Source organism: Streptomyces sp. cg40 (genome assembly GCF_050320165.1).
Taxonomy (GTDB): Bacteria; Actinomycetota; Actinomycetes; order Streptomycetales; family Streptomycetaceae; genus Streptomyces; species Streptomyces hokutonensis.
This window is the reverse complement of the sequence record NZ_CP190128.1, coordinates 3,540,476-3,555,886: the sequence shown is the minus strand read 5'-3', so window position 1 is coordinate 3,555,886 and position 15,411 is coordinate 3,540,476. Positions and strand designations below refer to the sequence as shown.

14 protein-coding genes are annotated in these 15,411 nt (G+C 70.5%); all 14 read left to right on the top strand.

The window, feature by feature from the left end; translation table 11 throughout:
- The 14 genes from ACQHII_RS15430 to ACQHII_RS15365 all read left to right on the top strand — a co-directional run bounded on the left by ACQHII_RS15430 (window position 1) and on the right by ACQHII_RS15365 (window position 15,301).
- On the top strand, window positions 1–699 hold the full coding sequence (locus ACQHII_RS15430) for an SDR family oxidoreductase (protein WP_427919842.1): 699 nt from the start codon (window positions 1–3) through the stop codon (window positions 697–699).
- Window positions 696–1,109 (top strand): hypothetical protein, encoded by a 414-nt coding sequence (locus ACQHII_RS15425; protein ID WP_427919841.1) that lies wholly within the window; start codon window positions 696–698, stop codon window positions 1,107–1,109. The genes ACQHII_RS15430 and ACQHII_RS15425 overlap by 4 nt, the downstream gene beginning before the upstream one ends.
- Before the next feature lie 123 nt (window positions 1,110–1,232).
- Window positions 1,233–2,240, top strand: coding sequence for a methionine synthase (locus ACQHII_RS15420; protein ID WP_427919840.1), 1,008 nt, complete (start codon window positions 1,233–1,235; stop codon window positions 2,238–2,240).
- A 15-nt stretch (window positions 2,241–2,255) separates the two neighbouring features.
- Complete coding sequence (gene ligA, locus ACQHII_RS15415; RefSeq protein ID WP_427919839.1) at window positions 2,256–4,448, top strand: NAD-dependent DNA ligase LigA; 2,193 nt, start codon at window positions 2,256–2,258, stop codon at window positions 4,446–4,448.
- 270 nt (window positions 4,449–4,718) lie between these two features.
- Complete coding sequence (locus ACQHII_RS15410) at window positions 4,719–6,980, top strand: putative bifunctional diguanylate cyclase/phosphodiesterase (RefSeq protein WP_427919838.1); 2,262 nt, start codon at window positions 4,719–4,721, stop codon at window positions 6,978–6,980.
- A 202-nt stretch (window positions 6,981–7,182) separates the two neighbouring features.
- The gene (gene gatC, locus ACQHII_RS15405; RefSeq protein ID WP_007384860.1) at window positions 7,183–7,479 is read left to right on the top strand and encodes an Asp-tRNA(Asn)/Glu-tRNA(Gln) amidotransferase subunit GatC; all 297 of its coding nucleotides are present in this window, start codon (window positions 7,183–7,185) and stop codon (window positions 7,477–7,479) included.
- Window positions 7,480–7,484: 5 nt separating this feature from the next.
- Window positions 7,485–8,987, top strand: coding sequence for an Asp-tRNA(Asn)/Glu-tRNA(Gln) amidotransferase subunit GatA (gene gatA / locus ACQHII_RS15400; protein ID WP_427919837.1), 1,503 nt, complete (start codon window positions 7,485–7,487; stop codon window positions 8,985–8,987).
- Window positions 8,984–9,226, top strand: a complete 243-nt coding sequence (locus ACQHII_RS15395) for a hypothetical protein (protein WP_355920893.1) — start codon at window positions 8,984–8,986, stop codon at window positions 9,224–9,226. Before gatA ends, ACQHII_RS15395 begins: the two co-directional genes overlap by 4 nt.
- Window positions 9,227–9,241: 15 nt before the next feature.
- Entirely contained in the window at window positions 9,242–10,756 is a 1,515-nt protein-coding gene (gatB, locus tag ACQHII_RS15390) for an Asp-tRNA(Asn)/Glu-tRNA(Gln) amidotransferase subunit GatB (RefSeq protein WP_427919836.1), read from the top strand.
- 181 nt (window positions 10,757–10,937) lie between these two features.
- The gene (locus tag ACQHII_RS15385; RefSeq protein WP_427919835.1) at window positions 10,938–11,231 is read left to right on the top strand and encodes a hypothetical protein; all 294 of its coding nucleotides are present in this window, start codon (window positions 10,938–10,940) and stop codon (window positions 11,229–11,231) included.
- 206 nt (window positions 11,232–11,437) lie between these two features.
- Entirely contained in the window at window positions 11,438–13,681 is a 2,244-nt protein-coding gene (locus tag ACQHII_RS15380; protein WP_427919834.1) for an MMPL family transporter, read from the top strand.
- The gene (locus tag ACQHII_RS15375) at window positions 13,659–14,234 is read left to right on the top strand and encodes a GNAT family N-acetyltransferase (RefSeq protein ID WP_427919833.1); all 576 of its coding nucleotides are present in this window, start codon (window positions 13,659–13,661) and stop codon (window positions 14,232–14,234) included. Before ACQHII_RS15380 ends, ACQHII_RS15375 begins: the two co-directional genes overlap by 23 nt.
- Before the next feature lie 35 nt (window positions 14,235–14,269).
- Window positions 14,270–14,917: a hypothetical protein gene (locus tag ACQHII_RS15370; protein ID WP_427919832.1), complete on the top strand. Its 648-nt coding sequence runs from the start codon at window positions 14,270–14,272 to the stop codon at window positions 14,915–14,917.
- Window positions 14,918–15,115: 198 nt separating this feature from the next.
- A complete protein-coding gene (locus ACQHII_RS15365) occupies window positions 15,116–15,301 on the top strand; it encodes a hypothetical protein (RefSeq protein WP_427919831.1) in 186 nt (61 codons plus the stop codon).
- The last annotated feature ends 110 nt before the right edge of the window (window positions 15,302–15,411 follow it).

Below are 15,411 nucleotides of genomic sequence, written 5' to 3'. Positions count from 1 at the left end.
ATGGCGGGCATGGCTACACATGTGATCACCGGGGCCGGTTCCGGCATCGGCGCGGCCGTCGCCCGCCGTCTGCACGCGCGTGGGGACGACCTCGTGCTCCACGCGCGCGACGCGGGCCGCGCGAAGGAACTGGCGGCGACGTATCCCGGGGCGCGCACCCTGGTCGGTGACCTCGCGGACCCCGACCGGCTCAGCTGGGCGTTCTCCCACCAGAGCCTGCCCGACCGGGTGGACACGCTCCTGCACATCGCCGGGGTGGTCGACCTGGGCCCGGTGGGCGAGCTGACCCCGAAGACCTGGCACCACCAGCTCAACGTCAACCTCGTCGCCCCCGCCGAACTGACCCGCCACTTCCTGCCCCAACTCCGCGCGGCCCGCGGCCACGTGCTCTTCGTCAACTCCGGCGCGGGACTGCGGGCGAGCGCCGACTGGTCCGCGTACGCCGCCTCCAAGCACGGCCTGAAGGCCCTGGCGGACTCCCTCCGCCACGAGGAACACCCGGGCGGCGTCCGCGTCACCTCGGTCTACCCCGGCCGCACCGCCAGCCCCATGCAGGCCAAGGTCCACCAGCAGGAGGGCAAGGCCTACGACCCCGCCCAGTGGATCGACCCCGAGTCCGTCGCCACGACGATCCTCATGGCGATCGACCTGCCGGCGGACGCGGAGGTCAACGACCTGACGGTGCGGCCGGGAAGGTGACCAGGAAGGCGACCGGGCCGGAGCGATCGCGCGGGGAGAAAGGTGCGGAGGTCCGGGGCTGGCTCGACGAGGTGTGGGGGCGCACGGAGGCCGCGGTGGTCCTCGAAGGCGGCGACAACGGCGGGCCGCTCTCCGAACGCGGCCTGATCGGTGAGGTGTTCGACGCCGAGGGACTCGCGGAGTTGCGCGCTCTCACCACGACCGGCACGTTCATAGAAGGCATCTGCCGCTGCTTCGGCAGCGTGACCATCGCCCTGCTCGACGCCGAGGGCGAGTTCATCGGCGCGGGCAGTGTGCACGGCCTGACGGACGTCTCTTGGGAGCGCCGCCGATTCTGGAACAACCTGGAGGTGGCGGATCCGGAGGGGCTGGTCGGGTTCTTGGAACGGTACGGGGTCCGGATGCGCTGAAGTCCGGACCTGTGAACCATTCAAGCAACCGAGTCGGGTGGTGGGCGGGCAAGGTTCCGGGGGTCTGGGGGCGGAGCCCCCAGGGGTGAGCCCGGCCCCCGGAGGGTTCCGTAGTCTTCCGGGGTGAGCAACAACAGCCAGTTCAGCTTCGGTCCGGCCACCGGTGTGGGTTCCCTGCCCGGCAGCGATGCCCGGGAGGCCGCGAAGACCGCTGCCGGGGCCTTCGAGGACTTTCCGTTTCTGCCCGAGCTGCCCGGGCGGGGGCCCGGTGCGGACATGATCGGGCGGACCGCCGGGCTGCTCGTCGACGTGTACGCGCGCGTGGAGCCCAGCGGTTGGCGGATCGGGGACCGGCCGGGGCGGGACACCAAGCGGGCGTGGGCGTGGCTGGGGGAGGACCTCGACGCGTTCGAGGAGTTCACGCAGGGGTACGAGGGGCCGCTCAAGGTGCAGGCCGTGGGGCCTTGGACACTGGCCGCCGCGCTGGAGTTGAGGAACGGCGAGGCCGTGCTCTCCGACCCCGGCGCCTGCCGGGACCTGGCCGGCTCGCTCGCCGAAGGCCTGCGCAACCACCTCGCCGAGGTCCGACGCCGTGTCCCGGGCGCCCAGATCGTGCTGCAACTCGACGAGCCGTCCCTGATCGGCGTGCTGCGCGGACAGGTCAGGTCCGCCAGCGGCTATCGCACCTACCGCGCCGTGGACCGCCAACTCGTCGAGAGCACCCTCCGCGAGGTCGTCGGGGTGCACGCGGACGGCCCGGTCGTCGTCCACTCCTGCGCGCCGGACGTGCCGTTCGCCCTGCTGCGCCGGGCGGGCGCGGCCGGCGTCTCCTTCGACTTCTCGCTCCTCACCGAGCGTGACGACGACGTGATCGGCGAGGCGGTCGAGGCCGGCACCCGGCTCTTCGCCGGTGTCGTGCCGGGCACGGACACCGCATTGTCAGACCCTGCCGGTAGCGTCATGGGTGTCAGAACGCTGTGGCGCAGGCTGGGGCTGCGACCGGGACTGCTCGCGGAGGCGGTCACCATCACCCCGGCGTGCGGACTCGCGGGGGCTTCCCCCGAGTACGCGCGCAAGGCTCTCGCCCACTGCGTCCGGGCGGCGAGATCCCTCGCGGACAACCCTGAGTGACGGAAGGACAACACGGTGGCCGGCGACAAGGAAGCGGAGACGGCGGTGCCCGCAGCGGCACGGGAGAAGCACGCGCACCTCGCTGAGCAGATCGAGGAGCACCGCTTCCGTTACTACGTGAACGACGCTCCGGTCGTCAGCGACGCGGAGTTCGACAAACTCCTGCGCTCTCTGGAGGCGTTGGAGGAGGAGTATCCGGAGCTGCGCACGCCGGACTCCCCGACGCAGAAGGTCGCGGGGGCGTACGAGACGGAGTTCACCTCCGTCGTCCACCCCTCCCGCATGCTCTCCCTGGACAACGCGTTCGACGACCTGGAGCTGGCGGCCTGGGCCGAGCGTGTCCACAAGGACGTCGGCGCCTCCGACCACCACTTCCTGTGCGAGCTGAAGGTCGACGGCCTCGCCGTCAACCTGACGTATGAGCACGGCCGCCTCACGCGCGCGGCGACCCGCGGCGACGGCCGTACGGGCGAGGACATCACGCCCAACGTGCGGACGATCGCGGAGATCCCGGACCGGCTGACCGGCGACCGCGTGCCCGACCTCGTGGAGATCCGCGGCGAGGTCTACTTCCCGATGGAGAAGTTCGAGGAGCTCAACGCCCGCCTGGTCGAGGCCGGCGACAAGCCCTTCGCCAATCCCCGTAACGCGGCGGCGGGTTCACTGCGCCAGAAGGACCCGCGCGTCACCGCCTCCCGCCCCCTGCACATGGTCGTGCACGGCATCGGAGCCCTGGAGGGCTTCGACCCCCTCACCCGTCTCTCCGAGGCGTACGCCCTGCTGCATACCTGGGGCCTGCCCACGTCCACGCACAACAGGGTGGTCGACGACCTCGACGGCGTACGGGAGTTCATCAGGTACTACGGCGAGAACCGCCACTCCGTCGCGCACGAGATCGACGGCGTGGTCGTCAAGCTCGACGAGATTCCCCTCCAGGGACGCCTCGGTTCCACCTCCCGCGCCCCGCGCTGGGCGATCGCGTGGAAGTACGCGCCCGAGGAGGTCAACACCAAGCTCGTCAACATCCGGGTGGGCGTGGGCCGTACGGGCCGGGTCACGCCGTACGCCCAGGTCGAGCCGGTGACGGTGGCCGGCTCGGAGGTCGAGTTCGCGACGCTGCACAACCAGGAGGTCGTCAAGGCCAAGGGCGTCCTCATCGGTGACACGGTGGTGCTGCGCAAGGCCGGTGACGTGATCCCGGAGATCCTCGGCCCGGTCGCCGATCTGCGCGACGGCAGCGAGCGGGAGTTCGTGATGCCCGCCGAGTGCCCCGAGTGCGGGACCCCGCTGCGGCCGATGAAGGAGGGCGACATCGACCTCCGCTGCCCCAACGCCCGTACCTGCCCTGCCCAGTTGAGGGAGCGGCTCTTCTACCTCGCCGGCCGCAAGGCGCTGGACATCGACCACTTCGGCTATGTCTCGGCCGCCGCCCTCACCAAGCCGCTGGAGCCGGCCGACCCGCCGCTGAAGGACGAGGGCGACCTGTTCGGCCTCACCATCGAGCAGTTGCTGCCCATCAAGGCGTACGTCCTGGACCAGGACAGCGGGCTGCCCAAGCGCGATCCGAAGACCGGCGAGGAGAAGATCGCGACGGTCTTCGCCAACCAGCAGGGCGAGCCGAAGAAGAACGCGCTGGCGATGCTGGAGACCATCGCGGCGGCCAAGGAGAGCCCGCTCGCCCGCATCCTCACCGGGCTGTCGATCCGTCATGTCGGCCCGGTCGCCGCCGAGGCGCTGGCCCGCGAGTTCCGCTCGATCGAGCGTATCGAGCAGGCCGACGAGGTGGAGCTGGCGAACACCGAGGGCGTCGGCCCGATCATCGCCGCCTCGCTCAAGGAGTGGTTCGCCGAGGACTGGCACCAGGAGATCCTCCGCAAGTGGCGGGCCGCCGGGGTCCGGATGGAGGACGAGGGTTCCGCCGAGGACGAGGGCCCGCGTCCGCTCGAAGGGCTGACCGTCGTCGTGACCGGCACACTCGAACACTTCACGAGGGACGGGGCGAAGGACGCCCTGCAGAGCCGGGGAGCGAAAGTGACCGGTTCTGTTTCGAAGAAGACGTCTTTCGTCGTCGTAGGTGACAATCCTGGTTCCAAGTACGACAAGGCGATGCAGGTCAAGGTGCCGGTTCTGAACGAGGACGGCTTCACCGTTCTGCTGGAACAGGGCCCCGAGGCGGCCGCCGAAGTCGCGCTTCCGGCCGAGGAGTAGCGAGGAGCAGCGGTTGAAGGCCACCCGATCGGCGCATACCAGATGCATACGGGTGGCCGGGTCGCATTCGGGCAACCGTCTACGACCGCTGCCCGTGGAAGCCTTCTGCGGCCTACTGTTGAGGTGTGCACCTGCCGTGCCCAGCTGCGGTTGGGGCAACCCCCTGCTCTTGGTGAGCAAGGGGAAGGGTTTTCCAAACGCGGTACCGGTGATGGAAGTCGGGCATCGGACCGCGTGGCGTGGGCACCGCCGGCTGTGAGAGGGACGGGAATGGAACCGACCGAGAGCGCCCCCCCGGACTCACTCCTGCGCCGGCTCACCGGCGCCTGGCGGGGGAGCCGCCCGGGAGCGCGCCCCGTGGAGCGTCCGGGCAGAGCCCAGCCGCGCGCCACCGGACAGTACTCCACACCGGACGCGCGCCACGACGCACCACTCTCCGCCGGCCACGCCTCCCCACTGCCGGGCGGCGAGACCGGACGCCATCTCAACTGGCCCGCGCTGCCCACGGCGGTCGTGGCCGCGGCCGGCTTCGTCCTGGGCGCTGGCTTCTTCCGGGCGTTCACCGGCGACCACGCGCTCTTCCCGTCCGGCACCGTCGGCTGGTCGCTGGCGGTCCTCACCGGCATCATCGTCGGCCACCTGGTCGCCCTCGGCCGCGCCCGCTGGTGGGGCGGCACCGGCTCGGGCGCCGCCCTCACCCTCGGTGTCCTGCTGCTCTACGGCTGGGTCGCCGCCGGCATGGTCAGCCTCACCGTCGTCGTCCTGGTCGGCATAGCCCGCCGCAACCGCTGGCGACAGGGCGTACTGCACGGCGCCGTCGACATCCTCGGCATAGCCGCCGGAGCGCTCGTGCTCGGCGCGTTCGGCCGGGTGCCGTCCGTCGAGAAGCCCTGGAACCCGGACACCTGGACGGTCTACACCGCCCCCGAAGTGATCCTGGTCGCCCTGGCCTATCTGGCCGTCACCCGCACCCTGCTCTGGTACCTGCACGCCCCGCGCCACGGCGGACTGCCCACCGTCGCCCGCACCGCCCTGCTCAGACAGGGCCTTGTCGCGGTCGCCCTGCTCGGCATCGCCCCGCTGATCTGTGTGGTCGCGATCGCCCAGCCGGTCTTGCTGCCCCTCTTCTCGATCCCGCTCATCGCCCTCGACTCCACCCTGTGGATGGCCCGCGCCCGGGCCGAGGAGCAACTGCGCGACCCGCTGACCGGGCTGCCCAACCGGCAGTGGCTCCTGGAGCGCATCTGGACCGCCCTGGACGACGCCGAACGCATCGGCGCCAAGGCCGCGCTCATGCTGATCGACCTCGATCGCTTCCGATCGGTCAACGACACTCTCGGTCATCTTGCCGGTGACCGGCTGCTGTTGCAGATAGCCGACCGGCTGCGGGTGGCGCTGCCGCGCGGGGCGGAGGCCGCGCGGCTCGGCGGCGACGAGTTCGCCGTCCTGCTGCCCGTCGCCGACTCCACCACGTCCGCGACCCGGGTCGCCCGCAACCTCGTCGCCGCGCTCAGCTCCCCGCTCGACCTCGACGGGCTCACGCTCGTCCTGGAGGCCAGTGCGGGCGTCGCCGTCTTCCCCGACCACGCCCTCGACGCCGAGGGCATGCTGCGCCGGGCGGACGTCGCGATGTACCAGGCGAAGCGGGACCGTACGGGTGTGGAGGTCTACGAGTCCAAGCGGGACTCCAACACCCCCGACCGGCTCGGCCTCCTCGGCGATCTGCGCCGTGCCCTCGACGCGCACGAGGTGCAGGTCCACTACCAGCCCAAGGTCCGCTTCGACGGCCAGGTCGCGGGTCTTGAGGCACTGGTGCGATGGGTGCATCCGGAGCGCGGGAAGGTGCCGCCGGACGAGTTCATAGCGATCGCCGAGTCGTCCGGACTGATGCCCCATCTGACGGAGTACGTCCTCGACACGGCCCTCGCCCAGGTCGCCCGATGGCGCGCCCAGGGCCTGTTCGTGCCGGTCGCGGTGAACGTCTCCCCGCGCGATGTGCACACCCCCGGCTTCGCGGGCTCGGTCGCCGCGCGCCTCGCCCGGCACGGGGTCCCGGCGGGGTCGCTCCAGCTGGAGATCACGGAACACGTCCTCCTGGAGGACCCCCAGCGCGCCGCCGACACGCTCAACGGCCTCACCGGCCACGGCGTCAAGATGTCCCTCGACGACTTCGGCACGGGGTACTCGTCCCTCGTGCATCTACGGCGGCTCCCCGTCAGCGAGTTGAAGATCGACCGGTCGTTCGTGGCGCGGCTCGCGGTGGACACGGAGGACGCGGAGATCGTGCGGTGCACGGTGGATCTCGCGCACTCGCTCGGGCTGCTCGTCGTCGCGGAGGGTGTCGAGGACGACGAGACGTGGGAGCGGCTGCGGGACCTGGGCTGCGACGCCGTACAGGGGTGGCTGGTCGCCGCGGCGATGCCTCCGGAGGACATGACGGCGTGGTTGCTGGCGCGGGGGTCTCGGGGGTGGCAGCGGCCGCGGGCGGCGCTGCCGGCGGCCGCGGCGGACGATCCTGAGCGGATCGGCTGACTGCTTGCGCCTACAGGGGTGGGGGCTTCTGTCCGTTCGCGGCTGCGGGCGCGTCGTGGCCGGTCGCGCAGTTCCCCGCGCCCCTAGGGGGTTGCCCCTTAGCCCTGTTGTGATGTGGCCGATCAAACCGTTTACCGGGTACCCGGTGTTGCCCCATAGGATTGGCCCCAAACCACACACACTCACCCCAGAGGAACGCTGCATGCCTGGCATCACGCGCGAGGAGGTCGCCCACCTCGCCCGGCTGGCGCGTCTGGAGCTGAAGCCCGAAGAGCTCGAGCACTTCGCGGGACAGCTGGACGACATCATCGGCGCGGTCGCCCGCGTCAGCGAGGTCGCCGACCAAGACGTACCGCCGACCTCTCACCCGCTGCCGCTGACGAACGTCATGCGCGCGGACGAGGTCCGTCCCTCGCTCACCCCCGAGCAGGCGCTCTCCGGCGCCCCGGCCCAGGAGCAGCAGCGTTTCAAGGTGCCGCAGATCCTGGGGGAGGACTAATCACCATGACGGACCACAGCAGCATCATCCGGCTCACCGCCGCCGAGACCGCCGCGAACATCGCGTCCGGCGTGCTCACGGCCGTGGAGGTCACCGAGGCCCACCTCGCGCGGATCGAGGAGGTCGACGCGAAGGTGCACGCCTTCCTGCACGTCGACCGTGAGGGTGCCCTCGCGCAGGCCCGCGCCGTCGACGAGAAGCGCGCCCGGGGTGAGCAACTCGGCCCCCTCGCAGGCGTTCCGCTCGCGCTCAAGGACATCTTCACCACCGAGGGCATCCCGACGACCGTCGGCTCCAAGATCCTCGAAGGCTGGATCCCGCCGTACGACGCGACGGTCACCAAGCGGCTCAAGGCCGCCGACGTCGTCATCCTCGGCAAGACCAACATGGACGAGTTCGCCATGGGGTCCAGCACCGAGAACAGTGCGTACGGGCCCACCGGCAACCCGTGGGACCTCACCAAGATCCCCGGCGGTTCCGGTGGCGGTTCCTCCGCCGCGCTCGCCTCCTTCCAGGCGCCCCTCGCGATCGGCACCGACACCGGCGGGTCCATCCGCCAGCCGGCCGCCGTCACCGGCACGGTCGGCGTCAAGCCGACGTACGGGGCCGTGTCCCGCTACGGGATGGTCGCGTTCTCCTCCTCCCTCGACCAGGGCGGGCCCTGCGCCCGTACGGTCCTGGACGCGGCGCTGCTGCACGAGGTCATCGCCGGGCACGACCCGCTGGACTCCACGTCCATCGACGCCCCGGTCCCGCCGGTCGTCGAGGCCGCCCGGAACGGCAGTGTCGCCGGCATGCGCGTCGGTGTCGTCAAGCAGTTCCGCGGCGAGGGCTACCAGGCCGGTGTCATCCAGCGTTTCGACGAGGCCGTGGAGGTCCTCAAGGAACTGGGCGCCGAGATCGTCGAGTTGGACTGCCCGTCCTTCGACCTCGCCCTGTCGGCGTACTACTTGATCGCGCCGTCCGAGTGTTCGTCGAACCTCGCCCGTTTCGACGGCCTGCGCTACGGCCTCCGCAGCGGCGACGACGGCACGCACTCCGCCGAGGAGGTCACCTCCCTCACCCGTGAGGCGGGCTTCGGCCCCGAGGTCAAGCGCCGCATCATGCTCGGCACGTACGCGCTGTCGAGTGGTTACTACGACGCCTACTACGGCTCCGCCCAGAAGGTCCGTACGCTCATCACCCGCGACTTCGAGAAGTCGTTCGAGAGCGTCGATGTGATCGTGTCGCCGACGACGCCGACCACCGCCTTCCCGATCGGCGAGCGTGCCGACGACCCGATGGCGATGTACCTCGCGGACCTGTGCACCATTCCGACGAACCTGGCGGGCAACTCGGCCATGTCGCTGCCCTGCGGTCTCGCGCCGGAGGACGGCCTGCCGGTCGGGCTCCAGATCATCGCCCCGGCGCTGAAGGACGACCGGCTTTACAAGGTCGGCGCCGCCGTAGAGGCCGCCTTCGTGGAAAAGTGGGGCCACCCGCTGCTTGAGGAGGCACCGTCGCTGTGAGCAACGCACTGTCGAAGGCCAAGGGCTTCAAGAAGTCCAAGTCCGGCACCTATGTGTCGATGGCCACCACCGCGTTCGGCGCGCTGGGTGTCGCCAAGCAGATCAAGAAGGCGCGCACCGAGCACGACACGCTCCGTCTGATCGACGCCACGGTCTCCGCCGTCGCGATCGTCACCGGCCTCGCCATCCTGTACCGCGAGCTGAAGCGGCTGGGCGACGACGACGTCCTGCTGGGCTGAGAGGGAAAGTTCACCGTGACCACCACGACCGACCTGGAGTCGTACGAGGACGCTCTCGCGTCGTACGACCCCGTCATGGGCCTTGAGGTCCATGTCGAACTCGGCACCAAGACCAAGATGTTCTGCGGCTGTTCGACCGAACTGGGCGCCGAACCGAACTCGCAGACCTGCCCGACCTGCCTCGGCATGCCCGGCGCGCTCCCGGTCGTCAACGCGATCGGCGTCGAGTCCGCGATCAAGATCGGCCTCGCGCTGAACTGCGAGATCGCCGAATGGTGCCGCTTCGCCCGGAAGAACTACTTCTATCCGGACATGCCGAAGAACTTCCAGACCTCCCAGTACGACGAGCCGATCGCCTTCAACGGCTACCTCGACGTCCAGCTGGAGGACGGCGAGACCTTCCGGGTGCAGATCGAGCGCGCCCACATGGAGGAGGACACCGGCAAGTCGCTGCACGTCGGCGGCGCGACGGGCCGTATCCACGGCGCCTCGCACTCGCTGCTGGACTACAACCGCGCCGGCATCCCGCTCATCGAGATCGTCACCAAGCCGATCGAGGGTGCGGGCGAGCGCGCTCCCGAGGTCGCGAAGGCGTACGTCGCCGAGCTGCGCGAGCTGATCCGGGCGCTCGGGGTGTCCGAGGCCCGCATGGAGCAGGGGCAGATGCGCTGCGACGTGAACCTGTCGCTGCGCCCGCACGGCCGCGAGAAGTTCGGCACGCGGAGCGAGACCAAGAACGTCAACTCGCTGCGCTCCGTGGAGCGTGCCGCCCGTTACGAGATCCAGCGCCACGCCGCGGTGCTGAACTCCGGCGGCACGATCATCCAGGAGACCCGCCACTTCCACGAGGACACCGGGTCGACGACCTCGGGCCGCGTGAAGGAGGAGGCGGAGGACTACCGGTACTTCCCGGAGCCCGACCTGGTGCCGGTGGCCCCCTCGCGCGCGTGGGTCGAGGAGATCCGCGCCGGGCTGCCCGAGCAGCCGCTGGCCCGCCGCAACCGGCTGACCGAGGAGTGGGGGATCTCCGCGTTCGACATGCAGTCGATCCTCAACGCCGGTGCCATCGACCCGATCGTCGCCACGATCGACGCGGGTGCCGACGCGGCCTCCGCGCGCAAGTGGTGGATGGGTGAACTGGCGCGCAGCGCCAACGAGTCGGGCAAGGCGCTCGACGAGCTGCCCATCACGCCGGAGCAGGTCGCCCGGGTCACCGCGCTGGTGACCGCCGGTGAGCTGAACGACAAGCTGGCCCGCCAGGTCATCGAGGGCGTTCTCGCCGGCGAGGGCACCCCGGACGAGGTCGTCGAGAAGCGCGGTCTGAAGGTCGTCTCCGACGAAGGCGCCCTCACCACCGCCGTCCAGGAGGCCATCGCCGGCAACCCGGGCATCGCCGACAAGATCCGCGGCGGCAAGGTGGCCGCGGCCGGTGCCCTGGTCGGCGCCGTCATGAAGGCGACCCGCGGTCAGGCCGACGCGGCCCGCGTCAAGGAACTCGTCCTTGAGCAGCTGGGCGTCAGCGAGGGCTGAGCCGCCGTAGGAAATCGACATCCCCGGGGGACGCATCGAGTGAGATGCGTCCCCCGGGGATGTTCGGTGAACGGGCCCCTCCGGTTCTGCGTAGCTTCCTGTGGGAGAGCAACGAGATTGTGGAGGACGTCGGTTGGCCGTGCACGAGGTCTCTCAGGAGGACGCGCTACTCTCGCCCGCCATGGACGGACGCGGAGAATCCGAGACACCGGACTTCGACGATCCCGCACTGGACGCGCGGCGGGCCCGTTGGACGGCGGCCCTGACCGGTGCCGTGCTGGCCCTGGCCGGTGTGGCCGCGGCGGTGCTCCGGGCCACCGGTTCCGAACCGGTGCTGGTCCCGGCCGCCTATGCGGTGGGGGCCGCGCTGTGCGCGCTCGCGTCGGTGCTCGGCTCCCGTGGCCGTACCAGACGGGCGCTGTGGCTGCTGGTCGTCGGCGCGATGGTGATGGCGCTGGGGGACCAGTTCGACTGAGGCGCCTTCCGGGGTGACAGAGTCGCCGTTACTGTCCTGTGATCTCGCTCCCACTCCGGCGATGAAGCCCTCGAACGTCATCAACGATCACTTTCGGCTGCGAGAGTGGGCCGCGTATTGCTCATGCGTTCTTTGCGGGCTGTTCATCCCTTGAACGATTTCTCCCGGTCAAAGATCCACAATTCGCCATCCCCGGGAGCACGTTCGTGGCAGCCCTTGCCCGCTGGTGTGTTCGGCACCGCCTCGCCGCCGTCCTGTTGTGGCTCCTCGCGTTCGGCGGGGTCACCGCTGCCGCCGCCGTCACCGGCTCGGCGTACTCGAACGACTACGAGGCCCCCGGCACCGAGTCGGGCCGTGCAACTCAGCTGCTCAAGGAGAGCTTCCCGGGCCTCGGCGGCGACAGCGACACCGTGGTCTGGCGCACCTCGCCCGGCTCCGTCCGCGCCGCCGACGTCGAACAGACCATGACCGAGGCCCTGGACAAGATCTCCGGTCTGCCCGGAGTCGCCTCCGTAGTCAGCCCGTACGACGGGCAGGGCACCGGCCGGATCAGCGCCGACGGGCGGACCGCGTACGCCACCGTCACCTTCGCGCACCAGGCCGAGGACATCGACAAGTCCGAGGCGCAGGCGGTCGTCCGCGCCGCGAAGGCCGCCGAGACCGAAGGGCTCCAGGTCGAACTGGGCGGCAGCGCCATCGGGCTGACCGAGTCGTCGAGCGGGCACACCGCCGAGATCGTCGGGGTGGCCGTCGCCGCCCTCGTGCTGTTCCTCGCCTTCGGCTCGCTCGCCGCCTCGCTGCTGCCCATCGGCACCGCCCTGGTGAGCGTCGGCACCGCCTACGCGGCGATCGTGCTGCTCGGACACGCCATGACCGTCGCCGACTTCGCGCCCATGCTCGGAATGCTGGTCGGGCTCGGCGTCGGCATCGACTACGCCCTGTTCATCGTGACCCGGCACCGGCGCGGACTGAAACGCGGACTGTCCGTCACCGAGTCGGTCACCAACGCGGTCGTCACCACCGGACGCGCGGTCGTCTTCGCGGGCGCCACGGTGTGCATAGCCCTCCTGGGCATGCTGATCCTGCGGCTCGGCTTCCTCAACGGGGTCGCCATCGCCGCCTCGTTGACCGTGATGCTCACCGTCGCGGCCTCCGTGACCCTGCTCCCGGCCCTGCTGTCCTTCATCGGACCGCGCGCCCTCAGCCGCCGCGAACGGCGCCGGCTGGCCGAACACGGACCCGAGCCGGAGCTGCCCACCGGGCTCGCCGCCCGCTGGTCCGCGTTCGTCGAACGCCACCCCAAACTCCTCGGCGCCCTCGCCCTGGCCGTCATCACCGTCCTCGCCCTGCCGACGCTCTCGCTCCACCTGGGCACCTCCGACCAGGGCAACGACCCGAAGACGTCGACCACCCGCCAGGCCTACGACCTCCTCGCGGACGGCTTCGGCCCCGGCGTCGACGGCCCGCTCACGCTCGTCACGAAGATCGACGGCGCCGAGGACAAGCTCGCCCTCGACAACCTCGACGCCACCCTCCGCACCACCGAGGGCATCGCCTCCGTGACCCCGGTGACCTACGACGCCGGCGGCTCCACCGGGTACTTCACCGTCGTACCGGACTCGGCACCGCAGTCCCGGCGGACCAGCGATCTCGTCGACCGGCTGCGCACCGAGGTACTGCCCCGTGCCGAGACGGGCACCTCGCTGGACATCCACGTGGGCGGGGTGACGGCCAGCTACGACGACTTCGCCGGCGTGATCGTCGGCAAGCTCCCGCTGTTCGTCGGGGTCGTCATCTCGCTCGGCTGTGTGCTGCTCCTGCTCGCCTTCCGGTCCGTCGGCATCCCGCTCAAGGCCGCCGCGATGAACGTCGCCGCCGTGGCGGCCGCCTTCGGAGTCGTCGTCGCGATCTTCCAGTGGGGCTGGGGGAGCGAGTTCCTCGGCCTCGGCCGGGCCGGGCCCATCGAACCCTTCCTCCCCGTGATCATGGTGTCGGTCCTCTTCGGGCTCTCCATGGACTACCAGGTCTTCCTGGTCAGCCGGATGTACGAAGAATGGCTGGAAACCGGCGACAACCGCCGGGCCGTCCGCGTCGGCCTCGCCGAGACCAGCCGGGTCATCAACTCGGCCGCCGTCATCATGATCTCGGTCTTCCTCGCCTTCGTGCTCAGCGGCGACCGCGTGATCGCCATGTTCGGCATCGCGCTCGCCTCCGCCGTCGCCCTGGACGCCTTCGTCCTCCGTACGCTGCTGGTGCCCGCCCTCATGCACCTGCTCGGCGGCGCCAACTGGTGGCTGCCGCGCCGCCTGGACCGCGTCCTGCCCCGCATCAGCATCGAGCCCCCCGAGTGCCGCGCCGCCCATGAGAGGCTGGCCGCTGCGACGGACGCCGAGGTGGCGGACGTACTGGCGAAGGAGCGGGAGCAGGATGTACGCGATATCCCTGGGTGACGACGGGGCCGAACTGCGTCCCCTGGAGCCCTGGCACGCCGAGGAGTTCCTCGCCCACCTGGACCGCGGCCGGGAGTTCATCGGCCAGTACATCTCCTTCGGCTCCAAGGAGACGGACGTCGAGTCCGCGCGGGCCATGCTCCAGCGCTACGCCGACCTGCGCGCCGCCGACAGCGCGTCCCTGCACGGCATCTGGCTGGACGGCAAGCTCGTCGGCGGTGTCCTCTTCCTCAACTTCCACGCCGACCAGGGCAACTGCGAGGTCGGCTGCTGGCTCGAACCCGCCGCTGCCGGGCGCGGACTGATCACGCGCGCGATACGGATTCTTATCGACTTCGCCGTCGAACAGCGCGGTATCCACCGGGTCGAATGGCATGCCGCCGCAGGCAATGAGAAGAGCCTGAATGTTGCCCGCCGCATGGGCATGACCAGGGACGGGATCCTTCGCCAGTCACACCCCCACGGGGGCCTGCGGCACGACACCGAGGTGTGGTCCGTGCTCGCACCCGAGTGGCGCGAGGCACGCGCGCGTGCGGCGGGGGCCGATCTTTAAGGAACTTCTCAGAAACCACCCCTACCGTGCGCACCATGGGTACCAAGACTGTTGACGAGGCCGCGAACGAGGCCCCCGAGGTGAAGAGCGACGCGGAAACCGTCGACGTCACCAAGACCGATGTGACGAAGACCGATGTCACCAAGACCGACGAGGAAGTGACCGAGCAGGAGTCCGCCGACGCGGATGCCACCGAGGCCGAGGCCTCCGAGGACGAGGACGACCTCACCGAGGAGGAGTACGCGGCCGAGCTCGCGAAGCTCGGACTGGAGGAACCGGAAGGTTCCGCCGGCGTCGGCCAGGGTGCCGCCGCCGTCGTGTCCGCCGCGCTCGGCTTCATCTCGCTCTCCGGCGGCTGGATCGGCTCCGTCGCCGCCGCCCGCGAGACCCTCAAGGGCCAGCTCTCGACCTCCTCCACCGCGAGCGTCGCGACGCAGATCAAGGAGGTCTACGGCGACGCCTGGCACACCACCGCGCTGTGGGCCGGCATCTTCGCCCTGGTGGGCCTGCTCGTCGGCGTCGGCGCCCTCGTCCGGCCCGCCTTCGGTGCCCCCGGCAAGCCGCAGGCCACCTGGATCAAGTCGGTCTCCTGGGCGGGCGTCGCGCTCGGCGTCGTAGGCCTGCTCCTGGCCGTCCTGAAGTACACCGACGTCCTGCTCAGCCTGCCCTCCGCGAGCAGCTGAGTCACCGCAGTTCATCAGGGGTCCTAGGTCCTCCGTAAGCACCTTACGGAGGACCTGGGGCCCCTTACGCACGTCTAAGGCCCTCCCGGTCCCGCAAGATGCGGAACTCTCCCGATGTGGCGGACCCCCCTTGGAGACGAAGGTTGAGGCATCGCAGAAAGCGAAGCCCGAAAAACCGCCTCCACCAAGGGACTTGAGATGTACGAGTACGAGATGCACCAGCTCCGTTCCGCCGAACTCCGCCGGCAGGCGGCCAACGAGCGGCTGGCCCGCGAGGCCGTGCGCGGCGCCCGTGCCGCCCGTCGCGAGCAGGCCGGGCAGGTCACCGAGAGCGAGGTGCATACCGAACGCCCGCGCAGGCACCTGTTCGCCCGCGCCTCGTGACCGGACGGACACGGGAGGGCGGCCGCACGGCGCCCGCCCGGCGGGCCGGCGGGGCGCTCCTCCCCGCGACCGCCCTCCCGAAAACGAGTGCCGCGTTGTCAGACCCGCGT